The sequence below is a fragment of the Demequina salsinemoris genome (assembly GCF_000974805.1).
GTDB lineage: Bacteria > Actinomycetota > Actinomycetes > Actinomycetales > Demequinaceae > Demequina > Demequina salsinemoris.
This window is the reverse complement of record NZ_BBQZ01000004.1, coordinates 139,316-157,289: the sequence shown is the minus strand read 5'-3', so window position 1 is coordinate 157,289 and position 17,974 is coordinate 139,316. Positions and strand designations below refer to the sequence as shown.

General features: G+C 70.5%; 17 protein-coding genes and 1 tRNA gene. 10 read left to right on the top strand and 8 right to left on the bottom strand.

Features of this window, described 5'->3' with window-relative positions; genetic code table 11:
* Positions 1 to 131 precede the first annotated feature (131 nt).
* A complete protein-coding gene (locus AOP78_RS09455) occupies positions 132 to 1,067 on the top strand; it encodes a 4-(cytidine 5'-diphospho)-2-C-methyl-D-erythritol kinase (RefSeq protein ID WP_152659485.1) in 936 nt (311 codons plus the stop codon).
* Positions 1,068 to 1,073: 6 nt separating this feature from the next.
* On the opposite strand, the gene mscL is transcribed toward AOP78_RS09455, so the two are convergent.
* Together mscL and AOP78_RS09445 are read right to left on the bottom strand one after the other, a co-directional pair.
* The gene (gene mscL, locus AOP78_RS09450) at positions 1,074 to 1,460 is read right to left on the bottom strand and encodes a large conductance mechanosensitive channel protein MscL (RefSeq protein ID WP_201774773.1); all 387 of its coding nucleotides are present in this window, start codon (positions 1,458 to 1,460) and stop codon (positions 1,074 to 1,076) included.
* Between the two features lie 354 nt (positions 1,461 to 1,814).
* Positions 1,815 to 2,414 (bottom strand): TetR/AcrR family transcriptional regulator, encoded by a 600-nt coding sequence (locus AOP78_RS09445; RefSeq protein WP_062203595.1) that lies wholly within the window; start codon positions 2,412 to 2,414, stop codon positions 1,815 to 1,817.
* A gap of 96 nt (positions 2,415 to 2,510) precedes the next feature.
* Between AOP78_RS09445 and AOP78_RS09440 the strand changes: the two genes are divergently transcribed.
* From AOP78_RS09440 to mtnN, 9 genes are all read left to right on the top strand, one after another.
* Positions 2,511 to 2,582 (top strand) — tRNA-Gln (locus AOP78_RS09440).
* A gap of 115 nt (positions 2,583 to 2,697) precedes the next feature.
* A complete protein-coding gene (gene glmU / locus AOP78_RS09435) occupies positions 2,698 to 4,218 on the top strand; it encodes a bifunctional UDP-N-acetylglucosamine diphosphorylase/glucosamine-1-phosphate N-acetyltransferase GlmU (protein WP_062203593.1) in 1,521 nt (506 codons plus the stop codon).
* On the top strand, positions 4,215 to 5,195 hold the full coding sequence (locus AOP78_RS09430; RefSeq protein ID WP_062203592.1) for a ribose-phosphate diphosphokinase: 981 nt from the start codon (positions 4,215 to 4,217) through the stop codon (positions 5,193 to 5,195). Before glmU ends, AOP78_RS09430 begins: the two co-directional genes overlap by 4 nt.
* A 266-nt stretch (positions 5,196 to 5,461) precedes the next feature.
* Entirely contained in the window at positions 5,462 to 6,055 is a 594-nt protein-coding gene (locus AOP78_RS09425) for a 50S ribosomal protein L25/general stress protein Ctc (protein ID WP_062203590.1), read from the top strand.
* 117 nt (positions 6,056 to 6,172) lie between these two features.
* Positions 6,173 to 6,745 (top strand): aminoacyl-tRNA hydrolase, encoded by a 573-nt coding sequence (gene pth, locus AOP78_RS09420; protein WP_062203588.1) that lies wholly within the window; start codon positions 6,173 to 6,175, stop codon positions 6,743 to 6,745.
* A gap of 132 nt (positions 6,746 to 6,877) precedes the next feature.
* Positions 6,878 to 7,621, top strand: coding sequence for an HAD family hydrolase (locus tag AOP78_RS09415; RefSeq protein WP_062203586.1), 744 nt, complete (start codon positions 6,878 to 6,880; stop codon positions 7,619 to 7,621).
* Positions 7,618 to 10,143, top strand: coding sequence for a glycoside hydrolase family 65 protein (locus AOP78_RS09410; protein ID WP_062203584.1), 2,526 nt, complete (start codon positions 7,618 to 7,620; stop codon positions 10,141 to 10,143). The genes AOP78_RS09415 and AOP78_RS09410 overlap by 4 nt, the downstream gene beginning before the upstream one ends.
* Before the next feature lie 110 nt (positions 10,144 to 10,253).
* On the top strand, positions 10,254 to 10,724 hold the full coding sequence (locus AOP78_RS09405; protein ID WP_201774772.1) for an S-ribosylhomocysteine lyase: 471 nt from the start codon (positions 10,254 to 10,256) through the stop codon (positions 10,722 to 10,724).
* A gap of 11 nt (positions 10,725 to 10,735) precedes the next feature.
* Positions 10,736 to 11,434 (top strand): 5'-methylthioadenosine/S-adenosylhomocysteine nucleosidase, encoded by a 699-nt coding sequence (mtnN, locus tag AOP78_RS09400; RefSeq protein WP_152659483.1) that lies wholly within the window; start codon positions 10,736 to 10,738, stop codon positions 11,432 to 11,434.
* A gap of 536 nt (positions 11,435 to 11,970) precedes the next feature.
* On the opposite strand, the gene AOP78_RS09395 is transcribed toward mtnN, so the two are convergent.
* The 6 genes from AOP78_RS09395 to AOP78_RS09370 form a co-directional block, all read right to left on the bottom strand.
* Positions 11,971 to 12,708 carry an amino acid ABC transporter ATP-binding protein gene (locus AOP78_RS09395; protein WP_062203578.1) on the bottom strand — a complete coding sequence of 246 codons (738 nt, stop codon included), beginning with the start codon at positions 12,706 to 12,708 and terminating at the stop codon, positions 11,971 to 11,973.
* Positions 12,705 to 13,574 (bottom strand): amino acid ABC transporter permease, encoded by an 870-nt coding sequence (locus AOP78_RS09390; RefSeq protein WP_062203576.1) that lies wholly within the window; start codon positions 13,572 to 13,574, stop codon positions 12,705 to 12,707. Before AOP78_RS09390 ends, AOP78_RS09395 begins: the two co-directional genes overlap by 4 nt.
* Positions 13,575 to 13,604: 30 nt before the next feature.
* On the bottom strand, positions 13,605 to 14,486 hold the full coding sequence (locus AOP78_RS09385; protein WP_369401086.1) for an ABC transporter substrate-binding protein: 882 nt from the start codon (positions 14,484 to 14,486) through the stop codon (positions 13,605 to 13,607).
* A 71-nt stretch (positions 14,487 to 14,557) separates the two neighbouring features.
* Positions 14,558 to 14,989, bottom strand: coding sequence for a cupin domain-containing protein (locus AOP78_RS09380; RefSeq protein WP_062203574.1), 432 nt, complete (start codon positions 14,987 to 14,989; stop codon positions 14,558 to 14,560).
* Complete coding sequence (locus AOP78_RS09375; RefSeq protein WP_062203572.1) at positions 14,986 to 16,305, bottom strand: amidohydrolase family protein; 1,320 nt, start codon at positions 16,303 to 16,305, stop codon at positions 14,986 to 14,988. Before AOP78_RS09375 ends, AOP78_RS09380 begins: the two co-directional genes overlap by 4 nt.
* Positions 16,302 to 17,816 (bottom strand): adenosylhomocysteinase, encoded by a 1,515-nt coding sequence (locus AOP78_RS09370; RefSeq protein WP_062203571.1) that lies wholly within the window; start codon positions 17,814 to 17,816, stop codon positions 16,302 to 16,304. Before AOP78_RS09370 ends, AOP78_RS09375 begins: the two co-directional genes overlap by 4 nt.
* Positions 17,817 to 17,974: the final 158 nt, after the last annotated feature.

Here is a 17,974-nt window from a genome sequence, read left to right as displayed (position 1 = left end):
TCGTCCCGCCGTCCGCGCTGGCGGGACATGACGGTCGGCTCTCAGCGAGATCCTGCACTGAGGTCCCGCCAGGACGCCTCGCCCACCCGTCGGCCCGACCCGGGTCTGCCAGGCGTGGCACGATGGGGCCCATGCCGCGCACCGTCACCGTCCGGGCCCCAGGGAAGGTCAACCTCCAGCTCTCGGTCGGCCCCCGGCGAGCCGACGGCTACCACCCGCTCGTGACCGTCTTCCAGGCGGTGTCGCTGTTCGAGACGGTCACCGCCACGGCGCGGGACGACGACGCCTTCACCCTGTCCATGTCCACGGGGCCGTCGCTCATGCTCGACCCCGTCACGGTTCCGCTCGACGAGTCGAACCTCGCCCTCAAGGCGGCGCGCGCCGTCGCCGAGCGCTACGGGATCACCGACGGCGTGGACCTGGAGATCGTCAAGGGCGTGCCGGTCGCCGGCGGGATGGCCGGGGGCAGCGCCGACGCGGCGGCCGCGGTCGTCGCGTGCGCGGAGGCATGGGACGTGGGGGCCTCACGCGAGGAGCTCGTGCGGATCTGCGCGAGCCTCGGCGCCGACGTGCCGTTCTGCCTGCACGGCCACACCGCGATCGGGCTGGGACGCGGCGACGAGCTGTCCCCGGCGATGACGCACGGTGAGTTCCACTGGGTGCTCGCGACGCAGCGCACGGGCCTGTCGACGCCCGCGGTCTTCAGGGAGTTCGACCGTGCGGCCGAGGCGGGGGAGCGCACCGTCGTCGCCCCCGCGATCGACGAGCGCGTCATGGAGGCGCTCATGGCAGGTGACGCGAAGCGGCTCGGCGAGGCGCTGACGAACGACCTCCAGGACTCCGCGCTCGCGCTCGCGCCACACCTGAGTCGCGTGCTCGGCGCCGCGCACGAGGCGGAGGCGCTGGGCGCGATCGTGTCAGGCTCCGGCCCGACCGTAGCCGCGCTCGCGCGGTCGAGGCAGCACGCGCTCGCGATCGCGGCGCACCTCACCGCGTCGGACGTCGCCGACCACGTGCTCACCGCGAGCGGCCCGGTCGCGGGCGCGACGGTGCTGCTGGAGCAGTAGCCCGCGTCAGTCCTTCTTGGCGAGCGCGTCCCGGATCTCGGTGAGCAGCTCGATCTCGGTCGGGCCCGCGGGCTCCTCGGCGGGCTCGTCCTTCTTGCGCATCTCAGCGAGCTTGTTGAGCGGCATCACGATGACGAAGTAGACGGCCGCGGCGATCGTCACGAACTTGAACAGCGCGTCCAGCACCAGGCCGATGCTGAACTCGGCGTTGTTGATCGTGAAGGTCGCGACAGCGGTGAGGTCGGGCTGGCCGAAGATCATCGCGACGAGCGGCGTGATGATGCCCGCGACGATCGCGTTCACCACTGCGGTGAACGCAGTGCCGATGACGACCGCGACCGCGAGGTCCACGACGTTGCCCCGCATGAGGAAATCCTTGAAACCCTTGATCACGGCCGCTCCCTTGGCTGTAGTCGGTGGCGCATCGTCCCTGGCTGAGCGATGCAGCCGGGCGTCGACGCCCAGGCCGAATCTATCGAACCCGCCCGTGGTGCGCGAGGGTGAGCGGCACGCCGTGCCGCACGCGCATCGTCCCCGTGCGTCCCGCTCGCCTCACCGCTTGACACTCTGAACCAATCTCAGGCCGACACGCGAGCGTGTCGCAGGTCGATGCGGCGTGTCGCCGGGGTGTCGGGGTCCGGATTGGTTCAAACCGTCAGCGGGGGTGGGCCGAGAGGGACGATGCGGGGGCACCGACGATGCGGGGGCAGGGACGATGCGGGTGGCGTGGCGCCGGCGCCGCTCGCCTCAGTGCTCGCTCGGGAGCCCAGGGCGACGCTCGAGGTCGTGCAGGCCGTTCCAGGCGAGGTTCACGAGGTGGCTCGCGACGACCTCCTTGGACGGCTCGCGCACCTCGGCCCAGTGCTGGCCCGTGAGCGCGACCATGCCGACGAGCATCTGCGAGTAGATCGGCGCGACGGAGGGGTCGAGCCCGCGCTTGCGGAACTGGTCGGCGAGCAGGCCCTCGACCTGCGCCGACACGTCGCCGAGCAGCGACGAGAACGTGCCTGAGGACTGCGCGACGGGCGAGTCGCGCGCGAGGATCCGGAATCCGTCGGGGGACTCCTCGATGTAGCCGAGCAGCGCCATCGCCGCGCGCTCGACGAGCTGTCGCGGGTGGGCGACCTGGGCGAGCGCCCCGGAGAGCGCACCGAGCAGGGCCTCGACCTCGCGGTCGACGATCACCGCGTAGATGCCCTCCTTGCCGCCGAAGTGCTCGTACACGACGGGCTTGGACACGTCCGCGCGTGCGGCGATCTCCTCGACGGACGCTCCCTCGAAGCCCTTCTCGGCGAAGAGCGCGCGGCTGACCGTCAGCAGCTGCTCTCGGCGCTCGCGGGCGGTCATGCGCGAGCGGGTCGGCTTCCTGGGTTCGTCGGTCACGGTCCCAGTGTGCCGTGTCCGGCTGGCAGACTAGGGGACCCGGGCCCGTTCGGGCCCAGTTCCGCCCTGGTGTAATGGCAGCACGCAGGCCTTTGGAGCCTTGCGGTAGAGGTTCGAATCCTCTGGGCGGAGCCCTCGGTGCGGGTGTCCTGCGGTGTCCCGGCAGGTAGAGTTGTCCCGATCGACCCGACGCCCCGCTGGGGGCAGCGAAGGGGGACCGGTGGCCCACACCCGACCCGCAGCCGTGATGATCCTCGCGGCAGGCGCAGGTACGCGAATGAAGTCGGCCACACCCAAGGTGCTTCACCGCATCGCCGGTCGTTCCCTCCTCCATCACGCGATCGTCGCGGCGCATGAGCTCGAGCCGCAGCGGACCGTCGTCGTCGTCCGACACGAGCGCGACGCGGTCGCGTCCCACATCGCCGAGGTCGCTCCCGACGCGCTGATCGCGGACCAGGACGACGTCCCGGGCACGGGCCGCGCCGTGTGGTGCGGCATGTCCGCGCTCGATGCGACCGCGGTGGCCGCCGCCGTCGCGGCCGGAGCGGGGGACAGGGCCCACCTGGACGCCCACGTCACGGGCGCGGTCGTCGTCACGTCGGGAGACGTGCCGCTCGTCTCGGGTGAGCTGCTGGGCTCCCTGGTCGATGCGCACTCCTCCGGGGGCAACGCCGTCACCCTCCTCACCGCCAAGGTGCCGGACCCGACCGGCTACGGCCGCATCGTCCGTGAATCCTCGGGCGATGTGACCGCGATCGTCGAGCACCGCGACGCGACCGACGCGCAGCGCGCGATCGACGAGATCAACGCCGGCATCTACGTGTTCGACGCCGCGGTCCTGCGCGACGCGCTCTCGCTGCTCGGACGCGACAACTCGCAGGGCGAGATGTACCTCACCGACGTCATCGAGATCGCGCGGGAGGCGGGCGGTCGCGTGGGCGCGCTGGTCGCACCCGAGGCGCAGGACGTCGAGGGGGTCAACGACCGCGTTCAGCTCGCGACGATCGGCGCCGCGCTGAACCGACGCATCGTCGAGGCCTGGATGCGCTCGGGCGTCACCGTCGTCGACCCGGCGACCACGTGGATCGACGCGGACGTCACGCTCGGCGACGACGCGACGATCCTCCCCGGCGTCCAGCTCCACGGCGACACCACGATCGGCCCGGGAGCGACCGTCGGTCCCGACTCGACGCTCACCGGCGTGACCGTCGGCGCGGGAGCGACCGTCACCCGCGTCCACGGTGTCGACGCGGTCATCGGCGACCGCGCGACCATCGGGCCGTTCACCTACCTGCGCCCCGGCACCGTCGTCGGCGTCAAGGGCAAGGTCGGCGGCTTCGTCGAGACCAAGAACGCCAAGATCGGGGACGGCGCCAAGGTGCCGCACCTGAGCTACGTCGGCGACGCGGAGATCGGGGAGGGCACCAACGTCGGCGCCGGCACGATCTTCGTGAACTACGACGGCGTCCACAAGCATCGGACCGTGGTCGGCGCGCAGGTGCGCATCGGTTCGGACAACACGTTGATCGCACCCGTGACCCTCGGGGACGGCGCCTACACGGGGGCCGGCACGACGGTGCGCCACGACGTCCCGTCGGGGGCGCTCGCGATCAACTCGTCGCCTCAGCAGAATGTGGAAGGCTGGGTCGAGCGACGTCGCCCCGGCACCCCGTCAGCCGAGGCAGCGGAAAGGGTCCGGCGCGCGGCCGGTTCCCACGAAGGACTATCGTCGGGCCCACAAGGCCTCACGCACGAAGGAGAGTCATGAGCTCGATCATCTCGAACCCGTCCGAGCGTCGAATGGTGCTCGCGAGCGGGCGCGCCCACCCCGAGCTGGCCGAGGCCGTCGCGGCGGACATGGGCATCGAGCTGCTCCCCACCACCGCGTACACGTTCGCGAACGGTGAGCTCTACGTCCGCTTCGGCGAGTCGGTGCGCGGCGCCGACGCCTTCATCCTCCAGTCGCACGCGGCGCCCATCAACGAGGCGATCATGGAGCAGCTGATCATGGTCGACGCCATGAAGCGCGCCTCCGCGAAGCGCGTGACCGTGATCATGCCCTGCTACGGCTACGCCCGCCAGGACAAGAAGCACAAGGGCCGCGAGCCGATCTCCGCGCGCCTCATGGCTGACCTGTTCAAGACCGCGGGCGCCGACCGCATCATGTCGGTCGACCTGCACACGTCGCAGATCCAGGGCTTCTTCGACGGCCCCGTCGATCACCTGTGGGCCATGCCGCTGCTCGCTCAGTACGTGCGCTCGCGCGTCGCGCCTGGCAACCTCACGATCGTCTCGCCCGACGCGGGCCGCGTGCGCCTCGCCGACCAGTGGTCCGACCACCTGGGCGCCCCGCTCGCGATCATCCACAAGCGCCGCGACCCCTCGGTCCCGAACCAGGTCAAGGTCCACGAGCTCGTCGGTGAGGTCGAGGGCCGCACCTGTGTCCTGGTCGACGACATGATCGACACCGGCGGCACCATCGTGCAGGCCGCGAACGCGCTGTTCGAGAACGGCGCCAAGGACGTCATCGTCGCCTCGACCCACGGCCTGCTCTCGGGCCCCGCGGTCGAGCGCCTGCGCGACTCGGGCATCTCCGAGGTCGTCGTCACCGACACCCTCCCGATCCCGGAGGACCGCCGCTGGGACGGCCTCACCGTGCTGTCGATCGCGCCGCTCATCGCCCGCGCGATCCACGAGGTCTTCGAGGACGGCTCGGTCACGAGCCTGTTCAACGGCAACGTCTGATCCTCTTCTGAGCGCGAGGCGCGGGTCCCCGACGGGGCCCGCGCCTTCGCGTTCCCGGGACGATGCGGGAAATGGACGATGCGGGAGCGTCGGGGACGTTCGAGAAACCCTGGGTGGTCGCATCGTCCAGGAGCAGGTAGACTGTTCCAGTTCCTCGGCGAGGCTGCGCCCCTGCAGGGCCCGGCGTGATCGACGCGGCAGATGCATGACGGCTCTGCCTTGCCGTGCAACCGCTATCTGTCCGCACATTCTCGAGGAGAACCCCGATGTCTGATGAGCTGAAGCTCGCCGCCGAGGCCCGCACCGAGTTCGGCAAGGGCTTTGCCCGCCGCGCCCGCATGGCCGGCAAGATCCCCGCCGTCATCTACGGTCACGGCACCGACCCCGTCCACGTGCTCCTTCCGGGCCACGACACGATGATGGCCCTCAAGCACGCCAACGCGCTGCTCACCATCGAGCTCGACGGCAAGTCCGAGCTGACCGTCGTCAAGGACATCCAGCGCAACGCCGTCAAGCGCTCGATCGAGCACGTCGACCTGCTGCTCGTGAAGAAGGGCGAGAAGATCGCCGTCGAGGTGCCCGTCCACGTCGAGGGCGAGACCTTCGGCTCGACCATCCACGTGCAGGAGCTCAACACCCTGCACATCGCCGCCGAGGCGACCCACCTGCCGGAGACCATCGTCGTCTCCGTCGAGGGTCTCGAGGAGGGCACCAAGATCGTCGCGTCCGAGGTCGAGCTGCCCCAGGGCGTCGAGCTCCTCACCGACGCCAGTGCGCTCGTGGTCCACGTGACCCAGCCGCGCACGTCGGCCGAGCCCGAGGAGGCCGCTGCCGAGGCCGCCGAGGCGCCGGCGGAGTAATCTCCGACGCATGACGTCAGCGCCCGGTCCGCACTCCTGCGGACCGGGCGCTTTCCCTTTGCATCCACGCGCCAGCGCGTGGGATGCGGATCGAACCACCGAGCAGCGAGGAAAGTGATGCCTGCACTCGTCGTCGGCCTGGGCAACCCGGGCGAGGAGTACGCCGCCACGCGCCACAACGTCGGCGCGATGGTGATCGAGGAGCTCGCCTCGCGAGCATCCGCGTCGCTGTCCGTGCACAAGAAGACCCACACCCGCTCGACGGCGGCACGCCTCGCGGGACAGGCCACGCATCTCGCCGTGCCGATGTCGTACATGAACGTCTCGGGCGGGCCGGTCAGCTCGCTCGCCAAGTACCTGTCCGTCGCGCCGACGGACGTCATCGTCATCCACGACGAGCTCGACATCCCGTTCGGGACCGTGAAGCTCAAGCGTGGCGGCGGCTCCGGCGGGCACAACGGGCTCAAGGACGTCACCAAGGCGCTCGGCACCCCGGACTATGTGCGGGTGCGCGTCGGCATCGGCCGCCCGCCCGGCCGCATGGACGCCGCCTCATTCGTCCTGAAGCCGTTCGGCGCGGCGGAGCGCAAGGAGCTGCCGTTCCTCGTGTCCGACGCGGCCGACGCGGTCGAGGCGATCCTGGAATCGGGCCTCGAGATGGCGCAGCAGCGCTTCCACAGCCCGTCCTAGCAGGTTCGGGCCTGTTTGCGGTTGCCACTGCCCCCGTCCGGCTGACTACTATCGAAGTAGTGACCTAGAGGCGGTCGCGAGCCCCGTGGCCCGCGTCCGCATCGCAGTACGAGCGCTCGCAGGAGGCACCCCATGCCCTGGCACATTCCGCAAGCACCCGCCGGTGAGGGCTTCAAGGCCGCACTGTTCGACCTGGACGGCGTCCTGACCCCGACCGCGGAGGTGCACATGGCCGCCTGGCAGCGCACCTTCGACGACTACTTCGCCGCGCACTCCATCACCCCCGAGTACTCGGACGCCGACTACTTCGCCCACGTGGACGGTGTGCCGCGCTATGACGGTGTGGCCCGCTGCCTCAGGTCCCGCGGCGTCGAGCTCGAGTGGGGCGACCCGTCGGACGCGCCGGGCACCGACACGGTGTGCGGCATCGGCAACGCCAAGAACGAGGCGTACACCGCCGTGCTCAAGGAGAATGGCGTGACGCCCTACGAGGGCTCCGTCGCGCTACTCGATCACCTGGCCGAGCTCGACAGCTTCCCGATGGCCGTGGTCTGCAGCTCGCGCAACACCGACGCGGTGCTCGAGGCCGCGGGTCTCACGGATCGCTTCGCGGCGGTCGTCGACGGTGACACGGCGGCCGCCGAGGGACTCCCCGGCAAGCCCGCGCCCGACACGTTCCTGCACGCGGCTCAGAGGCTGGGGGTGCCGCCCGCGGACTGCGTCGTGATCGAGGACTCGCTGTCCGGAGTGGCAGCGGGGCACGCGGGAGGCTTCGGACTGGTGCTCGGCGTCGACCGCGGCGCCGGCATGGATGCGCTGGAGATCGCGGGCGCGAATGTCGTGGTCAAGGACCTGAGCGAGACGGTCGAACGATGAAGCTGGGCCACCGGCCTCTCCACGACACGAGTGTTCCTGAGTACCTCGACCGGCTGCGGTTCCCTCCCGAGCCGTGGAAGCTGGTCGAGACCTCCTTCGATGCGGAGGACCTCGGCACCACCGAGACCCTCTTCGCTGTCGGCAACGGCTACCTGGGGCTGCGCGGCAACATCGAGGAGGGCCACGACGCGCATCAGCACGGCACGTTCATCAACGGCTTCCACGAGACCTGGCCGATCCGGCATGCCGAGGAGGCCTACGGCTTCGCCCGCACCGGGCAGACGATCGCCAACGTGCCCGATCCCAAGGTCATCCGCCTGTACGTGGACGACGAGCCGCTGCTGCTGTCCGTCGCCGATCTGATCGACTACTCGCGCACCCTCGACATGAAGGAGGGCGTCCTCACCCGCGACCTCCTGTGGCGCACGCCCGCGGGGAACAGGGTGCGCGTGAGGTCCTCGCGCATGGTGTCGCTCAGCCAGCGTCACCTCGCGGTGATGCGGTTCGAGGTCACGCTGCTCGACTACGAGGCGCCGATCGCGATCTCGTCGCAGCTGCTCAACCGCGGAGCGGGCCTCGACGAGTATCGCGCGAACAAGCAGCCGACGTCCGGCTTCGACCCCCGCAAGGCGGAGAAGCTCGACGAGCGCGTGCTCGAGCCCCGCATCCACCACGGCGACGACAACCGCGTGCTGCTCGGCTACCGCACCCGCAACTCCGGGATGACGCTCGCGTGCGCGATGGAGCATCACGTCGAGTCCGACGCGGACTACACGACCGTCACCGACGTGGCCCCCGACTACGCGAAGCAGGTCTACCGGTCGCGGCTCGAGCCCGGGCAGACGTTCTCGCTGACCAAGGTCGTCAGCTATCACACGTCCCGCATGGTCCCTCCGCGTGAGCTCGCCGACCGCTGCAACCGCACGCTGGACCGCGTGCGCGAGGAGGGCGTCGAGAAGCAGTTCCAGGACCAGCGCGACTGGCTCGCGGACTTCTGGGACCGCTCGGACGTCGAGGTCGAGGAGCGACCCGAGATCCAGCAGGCGGTGCGGTGGAACCTGTTCCAGCTGCTTCAGGCTGCCGCGCGCGGCGACGGCTACGGCGTGCCCGCGAAGGGCGTGACCGGCTCCGGCTACGGCGGCCACTACTTCTGGGACACCGAGATCTACGCGGTGCCGTTCTTCATCTACACGTCGCCCGTGATCGCGCGGAACGCGCTGCGCTACCGCTACCGGCTGCTGCCCGCGGCCGAGCGCCGCGCGGGGGAGCTCGCGCAGAACGGTGCGCTGTTCCCGTGGCGCACGATCAACGGCGAGGAGGCCTCGGCCTACTACGCCGCGGGCACCGCGCAGTATCACATCGATGCCGACATCTCGTATGCGATCAACAAGTACGTGCTCGCGACGGGCGACGACGAGTTCCTGGCCCGCGAGGGGATCGACATCCTGGTGCAGACCGCGCGCATGTGGGCCGACCTGGGGTTCTGGCGTCACTCGCGCGGCGACGGGGAGTCGTTCCGCATCCACGGCGTGACAGGCCCCGACGAGTACACGACGGTCGTGAACGACAACCTGTACACGAACGTCATGGCGCGCTTCAACCTGCGCTGCGCCGCAGAGTCGGTGCGTAAGCTCCGCGGCCAGTGGCCCGACCAGTACGCGAAGATGGTCGCTCGCCTCGACCTCGACAACGAGGAGATCGAGGAATGGGAGAGGGCCGCCGAGGGCATGGCGATCCTCTGGGACGACCAGCTGGGGATCCATCCTCAGGATGCGCTCTTCCACGAGCGTGAGGTGTGGGACCTCGAGAACACGCCTCCCGAGAAGCGCCCGCTGCTGCTGCACTTCCACCCGCTCGTGATCTACCGCTTCCAGGTCCTCAAGCAGGCGGACGTGGTCCTCGCCCTGTTCCTTCAGGGTGAGCACTTCACGCTCGACGAGAAGCGCGCGGACTTCGAGTACTACGACCCGATCACGACGGGCGACTCGACGCTGTCCGGCGTGGTGCAGTCGATCATCGCGGCCGAGGTGGGCTACCACCAGCTCGCGCTGAAGTACTTCTGGGACGGGCTCTTCGTCGACCTCGCCGATCTCCACGCCAACACCGCCGACGGCGTCCACGTCGCCTCGACGGGCGGCGTCTGGTCCGCGCTCGTGCACGGCTTCGGAGGCTTCCGCGACCACGGCGAGGGGCTGAACTTCGACCCGCGGCTGCCCGAGTCGTGGCCGTCGCTCACGTATCGCGTGACGGTGCACAACAACCGGCTGCGCGTGACCGTGCGTCAGACCTCGATCGAGTTCGCGATCGAGCGTGGACGGGCGCTGTCGGTCAACGTGCGCGGCGAGCGCTTCCTCGTGACGCCCGATCATGAGGTGATCGTGCCTCTCGCGGACCAGGGACCTCGCATCGACGGCGCCCCCGACCCGGCTGCCTTCCACGGGACGCTGCGCGCGGACGGCTCGGTCATCACCGCGTCGCTTCCGGCGATGGTCACCGATGCCGAGGATCAGGTGGTCGACTAGGATCTACCCGCCGTGCGATTCGTCTTTATCGGAGGCGAGAGCGGCCGATGGGTCCGGCAGTTGCGGAGAGACGTCTCCCGCCCCCCACGATGCGCGAAGGAGCACGCCCCATGACCGAGGTACGCAAGATGAACGTGGAGTCGTTCAACCTGGACCACACCAAGGTCGACGCCCCGTACATCCGCCTGGCGGACCGCAAGGTCCTGCCGCAGGGCGATGTGCTGAGCAAGTTCGACGTGCGCTTCTGCCAGCCGAACCGGGAGCACCTCGAGATGCCCGCGGTGCACTCGATCGAGCACTCGTTCGCGGAGTGCGTGCGCGAGATCAGCGACGAGGTCATCGACTTCAGTCCGATGGGCTGCCAGACAGGCTTCTACCTCATCATGAGCGGCGACCACGCTCCCGAGGCGATCAAGGAGCTCGTCGTCGCGACGATGCACCGGATGCTCGAGCTCGACGAGGTGCCCGCCGCGAACGAGATTCAGTGCGGGTGGGGAGCGAACCACTCGCTCGCCGACATGAAGGACGAGGTCCACGCGTTCCTCGAGAACGTCGACGGACTCCTGGACGTGATGCGGTGACGGGCGGCTCCATGCCGGCCGTCCTCGTGGCGATGCCGGAGGAGGCCCAGGGCTTCCTCGACCTGTCCGACGGCGCCGAGCGCCTGGACTTCGCGGACGAGGCGTACGTCGTCACGTCGGGCGACGTGCGCTACCTGCTCGTCGTCACCGGCATCGGCATGGTGTCGGCCGCTCGCGCCGCGACCCTCGTCGCGTACGGGGTGATCGGCGGTGTCACGCCCACCGCGATCATCTCGGCCGGCACGTGCGGCGGGATCCCCGGGCACGTGACCGTCGGAGACCTCGTCGCCCCCTGCTGCGCGCTCGACTGGTCCGCGGACTCCACCTCGATCGGCTACGAGTACGGTCAGGTGCCGGGCCACGCGGCCTTCCACGAGTCGGACGACGACCTCGTGGATCTCGCCGTCGAGCTCGGCGCCAAGAAGGGCTACCTCGCCTCGGCCAACGCGTTCGCGGTCGCGGAGACGGTGGATCTCATCCGCGAGCGCTTCCCGAAGGTCATCGCGACCGACATGGAGACCGCCGCCGTCAGCCAGGCCGCCGCTCAGGCGGGCGTGCCGTTCCTGTCGCTGCGCTGCGTGTCGGACATGTGCCAGGGCGACGGCGGCGTCGAGTTCGACGAGCACCTGGACGATGCGGCGGCCAGGTCAGCGCGCGCCGTCCTGGATCTCCTGGCCAGGGAGTCCGTGGCCAATCCCGCCGCCGTCTGAACCAGAAGGTCCGAACCGCGCGGTCTGCACCGCGCGGTCCGACGCTGGCGACCCCGCGCAGTCTGAACCACCCGTTCAGGCGCTGGCGACCGCGCGCCGCGGTCCTCGCGCCAATCATCGGCCCTTCCTCTGTCGGGGTCCCTCGCGCCGCGCGTGGACGATTCCTGACACGTGCCGCACGCCAGGCGCGGCGTGTCGACCGCGACACGCCGTGCTGCCGACTCGCGTTGTGTCAGAGAACGCTCACGAACGGGTGGCGTGGGTGACGCGGGTGGCGCCGCCCTTGGACCCTAGGGTTGTCCACCCCCCTGCGGGCTACGATCACGCTGAGAGCGGTTGCGTCCCACGGGGGTGAGCGATGAGCGAGAAGGCGCTGGGCTGGGTGATCGTCGGCGTGATCGCGGTGATCCTCGTGATCGCCCTGACGGCCGGTCTGTGGCCGGCCGAGAACATCGAGGTGGGTGGCTGACCAGCACCGTGGAGCGGGAATCATCCCTGTTCAGACTCGTCTGCGGGCTCGGCCCGCGACATCGCTCCTACCGGTGCGTGACGCGCGCGAGGAACTCCTGAGTCGCCGCCTCGCGGGGCGAGCCGAAGATCTCCTCGGGCGGGCCCTGCTCAAGGATCCTGCCCTGGTGCATGAACACGACGCGGTCGGCGACCGAGCGCGCGAACGACATCTCGTGCGTGGCCATGAGGATGGTGGATCCCTGGTCCTTGAGGCTCCGCACGAGGTCGAGCACCTCGCCCACGAGCATCGGGTCGAGCGCGGACGTGATCTCGTCGAGGAGGAGCAGCTCGGGGTCGGTGAGGATCGCGCGCACGATCGCGACGCGCTGCTGCTGACCTCCTGAGAGCCGGTCGGGGTACTCGTCGACCTTGTCGCCCAGCCCGAACCGGGTGAGCAGGTCGACGCCCTTGGCCTTCGCCTCGGCGGGGTCCATGCCGTGGACCTTGCGCGCCGCGAGGGTGACGTTGTCGATCACCTTCATGTGCGGGAACAGGTTGAAGTGCTGGAACACGACGCCGATCCGCGCGCGGACCTTGTCCACGTCGGCGGCAGGGTCGGTGATGTCGTCTCCCGACAGGACGATGCGTCCGTCGTCCACGCGCTCGATCAGGTTGATGGTGCGCATAAGGGTCGACTTGCCGGAGCCCGAGGCGCCGATGAGGACGACGACCTCGTGCGTGGCGATCTCCAGGTCCACTCCCTTGAGGACGTGGTTGTCGCCGAACAGCTTGTGGACGTCGTGGAGCTCGAGGACGGCGTTCATACGGTCCCTCCGATCTGCTCGCGCGCGGCCATCTTTGCCGAGATGTGGTCGGTGAGGCGGATCATCGGGAAGCTGAGCGCGACGAACAGCAGGCCGGCCACCACGTAGGGCGTGAAGTTGTAGGTGCTCGCCTGCACGATCTGCGCGGCGCGGATCGCGTCGACGGCGCCGAGCACGGAGATGAGCCCGACGTCCTTCTGCATCGACACGAAGTCGTTCATGAGCGCGGGGATGACCTTGCGCAGGCCCTGCGGGATGACGACGAGGCGGAGCGTCTGCGCGTGCGACAGGCCCAGCGAGCGGGCGGCGACGCGCTGCGAAGGGTGCACGGCCTCCATGCCTGCGCGCAGCACCTCGGCGACGTACGCCGAGTAGCACAGCATGATGCCGATGGTGCCGAGCAGCGCGGCGGGGAAGCGCGTCGTGGGGTTCAGCGCCGGGATGCCGAAGCCGACGAGGTACAGCACGATCAGCACGGGCAGTCCGCGGAACAGGTCGGTGTAGCCGGTGGCGATCGCGCGCAGCGGGAAGAACACGGGGCCGCGCAGCGAGCGCATCACGGCGAGCAGGGTGCCGATGATCGCGACGCCGATCGTCGCGAAGAACAGCACCTGGATGTTGAGCCAGAGACCCTCGAGGATCTTGGGGAGGCTCTCCCACGCGATCTCGGGGTTGAAGAAGGCCTGCTGCACGCTCTCCCAGCCGGGGGAGGTGAGCACCAGGGTGCCCGCGACGACGGCGAAGAGCACCGTCGACACGAGCGCGACCAGGACGGAGCGGCCGGACGCCCGGCGCCGGAATTCGCGTCGCTCGAGCTCGAGCTCGCTGGGCTGCCAGGCGGTCGCGGCCGCTCCGTCGGTGGTCATCTCAGGATGTTCCTTGGTTCAGGACGATGCTCAGTTGAGGACCGGGACGTCGATGGCGTCGGAGAGCCACTCGGTCTCGAGGTCGGCGAGCGTGCCGTCCGCGGCCAGGGCGTCGACGGCCTCGGTCACGGGCTCGGTGAGCGCGGAGTCCTTGGGCAGGACGAGTCCGAACTCGTCGCCGCCCTCGGAGTCGGCGAACTGGCCGACGACGACGCCGCCATCGAGCTCGACGGCGGCCTGGTACAGGGCCGACGGCAGGTCGGTGACGTAGGCGTCGATCTGGCCGGCGACGAGCGCGGCGTTCACGTCGGCCTGCGAGTTGAAGACCTGGATGTTGTCCTCGCCGAGCGCCTCGACGGCGATGTCGTAGGACGTGGTGCCGACGGCGACCCCGACGAGCGCGCCGTCGAGGTCGGCGACGGTGGCGGCGTCCGCGTAGTCGTTGCCCTCGACCGAGACGACGGCCTGCGTGGCGGTGTAGTAGGCCGAGGAGAAGTCCACGGCCTCCTTGCGCTCATCGGTGATGGAGAACTGCTGGATGTTGAAGTCCCAGTCCTTCGCGCCGGGCGCGATCGCCTCGTCGAAGCCGGTGCGGACCCACACGACGTCCTCGGCGGCGTAGCCGAGCTCCTCGGCGACGGCGTAGGCCACGGCGGCCTCGAAGCCCTCACCGGACTCGGGGGCGTCGTCGACGACCCACGGCTCGTAGGCGGGCTCGCCGGTCGCGATGGTCAGCTTGCCCTCGGTGACGGTGTCGAGCTCGGCGGCTGCCTCGGCGGTCGCGGTGGCCGAGTCGGATGGCGACGCCGAGGCCGACGACTCGGCCTCGGTCGAGCTCGAGCAGCCCGCGAGCGCGAGGGTCGAGGCGGCGAGCAGCGCGACGGAGGCGCGGCGCATGGTGACGGCGGACATCATTTCTCCTCAGATGATGGGGGTGCGAGGCGAGACCGACATCGATCGCCCGCGGGTTGGGCGGCATCCTACTACTGCGATGTTTCGGCCAATCTCCAGTCTGCGAAGTCGAATCCGGGGGAAACGACGCAACTGACCAACGATTCCGCATCTTCGAGGAGCCGGGCCGACTGCCAGACTCCGGCCGGGACCAGGCACTGCTGGACGTCGCCGCCGACCGCGTCCGGGCCGAGGCGGACGGTGGTGACGGAACCAGGGGCGGATCCGGTTCCGCCGAGCGACAGCTCGAGCGCGCCGGGGCCGTGCCACAGCCACACCTCGTCGGACGTGACGACGTGCCACGCGCTGCTCTCGCCGGGCGCGAGCAGGTAGTGGATCATCGTCACGGCCGGGCGGTCGCCGCCCGGAGTCACGACCGGGATCGGGGACGTGTAGTAGCGCCGGAACCAGCCGCCCTCGGGGTGCGGCTCGAGGTTCAGGGACGATGCGGTGGCGGGGATCATCGGTGCTCCTCCTGGACTCCGGTGCGGTTCGTGAAGGCGACGGTCGCGTGGCGTACGCGGCCCGCGGTGACGGTCGCGGCGGCACGGCCCTCGCCGGCCTCGGCGAGCGTCGTCAGGGTCTCGGTGATGTCGGTGACGGGCACGTCGAAGAACGCGAGGTCGGCCTGCGTGCCGACGGCGAGGTATCCGGTGCGGCCCACGCCCTCGTCGATGCCCATGGCGTGCGCGCCGCCGAGCGTCGCCGCGCTGAGCAGCCGCTCGGCGAGGTCGTCGGCGCCGTAGCCCTGGCCCCGCGCGATGCGGAACAGCGATGCGACGTCGGCCATGGGATCGAGCGACGGGGACGAGGACAGCGAGTCGGTGCCGATCGCGATGGGGCTGCCCTCGCGCAGGTACGCCGCGACGGGCGGGGCGTCGAGGCCGATGACCTCGTTCGAGCGCGGGCACAGCGCGACGGTCGTGCCGCGCGCGCGCAGGATCGCGCGGTCGGACTCGCTCATGTAGACGCCGTGGGCGATATGGCAGTCGGGTCCGAGCACTCCCAGGTGGTCGACGTACTCGGTGGCCGAGGTGCCGAAGCCGGCCTGCCTCAGCTCGAGCAGCGATCCGAGCCCCTGGTTCTGCCACGGCTCGTGGCGGTCGTGCTCGAACTCGCGCTCGATGCCCGACTCGCCCAGGTGGATGTGGATGCGACTGCCGCGCTCGCGGACGATGTCCGGGATCTCGAGCAGAGGCATGATCTCGAGCGAGTACGGGGCGTGCGGCGACAGTCCGGTGCCCGGGCGCGACGGGAGGGAGTCGAGCGCGGCCTCGACCTCGGCGCGGCCCTGGGTGCGCCAGTCGTCGTTGGTCCAGTCGATGACCTCCCAGTACGTGATGCCCGCGAGTCCCGCGTCGTGCAGGGCCCTGGCGGCCTCGGGGTCGGTGACGATGTCCGCGGCGGCGGTGACGCCCGCGCCGATCATCTGCTGCGCGCCGAGCGCCGCGTCGCGAGCCCAGTCGTGCGGCTGGTCGTAGACGGGGTTGAAGGCCTTGGCCCAGTCCTCGAATCCCTGGTACTGCGCCCTGCCGACCTCGGCCATGCCCGTGTACTGGAGGTGCGTGTGCGCGTTGACGAGGCCGGGGGTGAGGACGCCGTCCCAGCGCACGTGCGTGAACGGCAGGCCGCGCTCGATGAGCGACTGCTCGACCCAGGAGCGCGACCCGACGTGCAGGATGCGCTCTCCGCGCACGGCGATCGCGCCGTCCAGGATGGGCGGCGCGGTCACGGGAAGCACGAGCCTCGCCGAGTAGAGCGTGACGGGGAACGCGGTCATGCGGTCTCCTCGGGCGTGGTGGGGGAGGACGATGCGGGGGCGGGCGACGCGTACCGGGGCGAGCGCCAGTCGGTCGGGGACACGGACGATGCGGTGGCCGCGTTCTCGAGGGCGAGGCCCCTGGCCTCGGCGGCCGCCTTTCCCACCTTGGCGACCGCGGCGTCGGACAGCGCGTGCACTCCGATGCCGGGACGCGTGGTGACGAGCTCCGCGACCGCGGCGAGCTGGGTCGCGAAGGACAGGTCCATGATCTCGATCGGGTTGCCCTCGGCGGCGGTGACGTTGATGCAGCCGCCGCGGTCCAGGACCAGCGTGTGGGCGGGCTCCGCGACGTCGAGCGCGCGGGCGACCGCCCCTGCCACGACGAGCGGCTCGAGGAGCACGCCGTCGAGGACCACCTCGCCAGGAACGCCGCCGGCGACCGCGACCACCGTGGCGGCGTGGAGGATCTCGGGGGTGACCGTGGCGGGGGCGCCGGTGCACGACACGACGAGCGCGCCCTGGGCGAGATCCTCGGCCGGGCCGACCTCGAAGCCGTCGTGGATCGCGAGCAGCGCGCGCACCGGGTCGATCTCGGCCACGCGCACCTCGGCGCCGAGCGCGTTCAGATGCGCCGCGACGCCGACTCCGACGGGCCCGTAGCCGATCACGAGCACGGGCAGGTCGCGGACGGTCATGTCGACCTGCTCGAGCAGGTCTGCGATGGCGAACACGCACGACTGCCCGGTGCCGTAGCGGTTGTCGAAGCCGGTCTTGGTGGCCGCGTCGTTGACCGCGACCACGGGGGTCCGGAGAGCGCCCTGCGCGGCCATGAGGCGCAGCGGCGTGAGGCCCGAGGTGGTCTCCTCCGTCACGCCGATCCAGCCCTCGACCAGTTCCGGTGCGGCCTCGTGGGCGAGTCGCACCAGGTGCGAGCCGTCGTCGACGACCACGTCGAAGCCGCGGCGCAGCCACGCGAGGGCGGCTTCGCGCTCGGCCTCGCCGGAGAGGGTCGCGTCCGCATCGACCGGGACGCCGCGCTCCTTGAGCGCCTGCGCGACCTCGGGATCGGTCTCGTCGGGGTGCGCATAGACCGCGACCTCGGCGCCAGCGTCGCGCAGCATGAGCGCGAGGTTCGCGGTCTTGGGCTCGAGCGTCATCGAGACGCCGATCCTGAGGCCTGCGACCGTGCCGGCCCCCTTGAGGTCGGCGGCGAGCGCCGCCGAGACCGGCATGTGCGCGCGGGCGAAGTCGAGCCGCCCGCCCGCGTCCCCGCGCGAGGTCAGCGGTCGACCGCCGAGGGAGAGCGCCGCATCGTCCGCGCTCGCGTCGATGTCGAGCACGTCGGGGCCGGTCGCATCGTCCTCGACGAGGCGCGCTCCGAGCGCGCGGGCCATGCCGGCGACGGCGAGCGCCACCTGGGTGTCCTCCTCGTCGGCGCTGACGCGCACCGGACGTCCGGCGATGAGGAGGTTGGTCTCGCGGGCGAAGCGGCGCAGCAGGCGCTCGGCCTCAAGCACGGGATCTGGCATGGGCTCAATTCTAGGGACGGCCGCGCGGGACCTGCGCCGTCGAGAGGCGCCACAGGGTCCGCTGTCGGACCGCGCGCCTACGATGGGGGAGTGCTCCGGAAGGAATTCCGGCGCTTCGTCGTGCCTGGAGGAACCCCCGTTGTCTGACACCGCCACTG